Below are 2,255 nucleotides of genomic sequence, written 5' to 3' on the forward strand. Positions count from 1 at the left end.
CAGCAGTGCAGTCCGGTGTCGCGGCCGGCTTGGGCGGCGGTGAGGAGGTTGGTGCTGGTGCCGCTGGTGGACATGAGCAGGAGGATGTCGCCGGGGCGGCCGTGGGCGCGGACCTGGCGGGCGAAGACTTCGTCGTAGCCGTAGTCGTTGCCGATGGCGGTGAGGGCGCTGGTTTCGGCGTGCAGGGCGATGGCGGAGAGGGGTTGGCGGTCGTCGCGGAGTTTGCCGACGAGTTCGGCGGTGAGGTGTTGGGCTTCGGCGGCGCTGCCGCCGTTGCCGGCCACCAGCAGCCGGCCGCCGCGGGCGAGGGTCCAGGCGACCTCGGTGCCCCAGGCGGCCAGCCGCTCGGCCTCCTGCCGGTACGGCAGCAGTGCCGCCGCGAGGTTGGCCAGGTGCGTGTCGAGAGTGGAGAGCGACGTGGTCATCACGCCACCGCCGAGGCGGTACGGCTGACCGTGCTGACCGCGGCGTAGACCGCGCCGAGCTGCTCGGCGCAGCGCTTCCACGAGTACCGGCTGCGGATCCGGTCGAGCGCCGCCGTGGCGTACGCGAAGCGACGGACCTTGTCCGCGAGCAGCCGGCGGATCGCGGCACCCAGCGCCCGGGGATCCCGGGGCGGCACGAGGTCGCCGGTCAGACCGTGGACCACCGTGTCGGCGATGCCGCCGACGTTCGAGCCGATCACCGGCACGCCGCAGGCCATGCCCTCCAGCGGGGTGAGCCCGAACGGCTCGTACCAGGGGGCGGCCACCAGGATGTCCGCGGAGCGGTACCAGCGGCCCATCTCCTCCCGGGGCACCGCGCCGACCAGCTTCACCCGGTCGGCCACCCCGCAGGACTCGGCCAGCGCGCCGAGCCGGCGGGCGAAGCTGTCGGCGGCGAGCAGCCCGGCCGGCGGGCCGCCCACCATCACGCACTCCGCGTCCGGCACGGCCGGCATGGCCCGGACGACGTCCTGGAAGCCCTTGCGCTCCACCATCCGGCCGACGGTGATGATCCGGGGGCGGGCCGGGGCGCGCGGGGCGACCGGGCCGTCGGGACGGAACATCTCCTGGTTGACGCCGGAGGGGACCAGCGCCATCCGGGACCGGGGCACGCCGAGGCGGACCAGCTCGCCGATCTCGTCCTGGCACTGCACGATGACCCGGTCGGCGGCCCGCCCCAGGGCCCGCTCGTAGCCGATCCGGCCCGGTGGACTGGTGTCGCGGGCGCCCTGGTGCCGCCGCTTGACCGTGCCGAGGGCGTGGTACGTCAGCACCACCGGCACCCCGGTGCGCCGGCCGGCGTGCAGCGTGGCCAGGCCACTCATCCAGAAGTGGGCGTGGGCCACGTCCGGCGTCCAGTCGCCGTCGCGCCACTGGCTGGCCAGCCAGCGCCCGAACTCGCCCATGTGCGGCAGCAACTCGTCCTTCGGCACCCGCAACGCCGGCCCGGCCGGCACGTGCCACACCTGGTAGCCGTCCGTGGTGGGCACGGTGTCGGGCAGGGCGGCGGAGTCCCGGCGGGTGTAGACCCGCACGTCGTGCCCCTCGCCGACCAGGGCGGCGGCCAGCTCCGCCACGTGCGTGTTCTGCCCCCCGGCGTCCTCCTCCCCGAGGACGGCGAGCGGGCTGGCGTGCTCCGAGATCATCGCGATCCGCATGTTTCCTCCTCCATCAGCCGGTCCCAGTCCGCGAGAAAGCGGTCCAGCCCGAAGCGTTCCTTCGCTACCTCGCGACCCCGTGCCCCCAGCCGGGACGCCGCGTCGCGGTCCGTCATCAGCCACCGGGCCGCCTCGACGAGGGTGTCGACCCGCGTGGAGAGCACGCCGGCGTCGGCCGGCACCGCGTCCACCGCCTCGGTGGTCGCCAGCGCGATCACCGGCATCCCCATCGACATCGCCTCGATCAGGCTCAGCCCCAGCGAGGTCCACCGGCACAGGTGCAGGTACGCCCGCCGCCGGGCGACCTCGACGTGCATCCGGTCCTGCGGCAGGTCGTCGTACCCCGTGACGGGCAGGCCGGGCGCGCCGGTCGCGGCGAGCGCGTCGGGCAGCCCGGCCACCCCCATGCCGAAGACGTCCAGCGGCGCGACCCGCGCGAAGCGCGGCATGAGGTCTGTGCCGGTGACCCGCCAGCGGCGTACCGGCTCGTTGGTCACCACCGCCAGCCGCTCCACGTCACCGCTCCACTCGGCCCGGGGCGGGACGATGCCGTGCTCGATGACGGTGGTGCGGGTGGCGCCGGTGTCCCAGAAGAGGTGGTTGAAGTGGGTGA

3 protein-coding genes are annotated in these 2,255 nt (G+C 74.6%); all 3 read right to left on the reverse strand.

Translation table 11 applies throughout. The features are described 5' to 3' along the window. On the reverse strand, positions 1-425 hold a 425-nt coding region (locus tag ACSNOB_RS31740; protein ID WP_436691105.1), incomplete at its 3' end, for a D-sedoheptulose-7-phosphate isomerase. Continuing rightward, the gene (locus ACSNOB_RS31745) at positions 425-1,642 is read right to left on the reverse strand and encodes a glycosyltransferase (protein WP_436691107.1); all 1,218 of its coding nucleotides are present in this window, start codon (positions 1,640-1,642) and stop codon (positions 425-427) included. The genes ACSNOB_RS31745 and ACSNOB_RS31740, both read right to left, overlap by 1 nt. Next, positions 1,627-2,255 (reverse strand): glycosyltransferase (locus tag ACSNOB_RS31750; RefSeq protein ID WP_436691109.1); only part of this gene is annotated, 629 nt, incomplete at its 5' end. The genes ACSNOB_RS31750 and ACSNOB_RS31745, both read right to left, overlap by 16 nt.

The sequence above is a fragment of the Micromonospora sp. URMC 106 genome, from assembly GCF_051386395.1.
Lineage (GTDB): Bacteria > Actinomycetota > Actinomycetes > Mycobacteriales > Micromonosporaceae > Micromonospora.

Coding starts and splice junctions, on each gene's coding strand:
- ACSNOB_RS31745 (WP_436691107.1), bottom strand. CDS start 1,642: ATGCGGATCGCGATGATCTCGGAGCACGCCAGCCCGCTCGCCGTCCTC.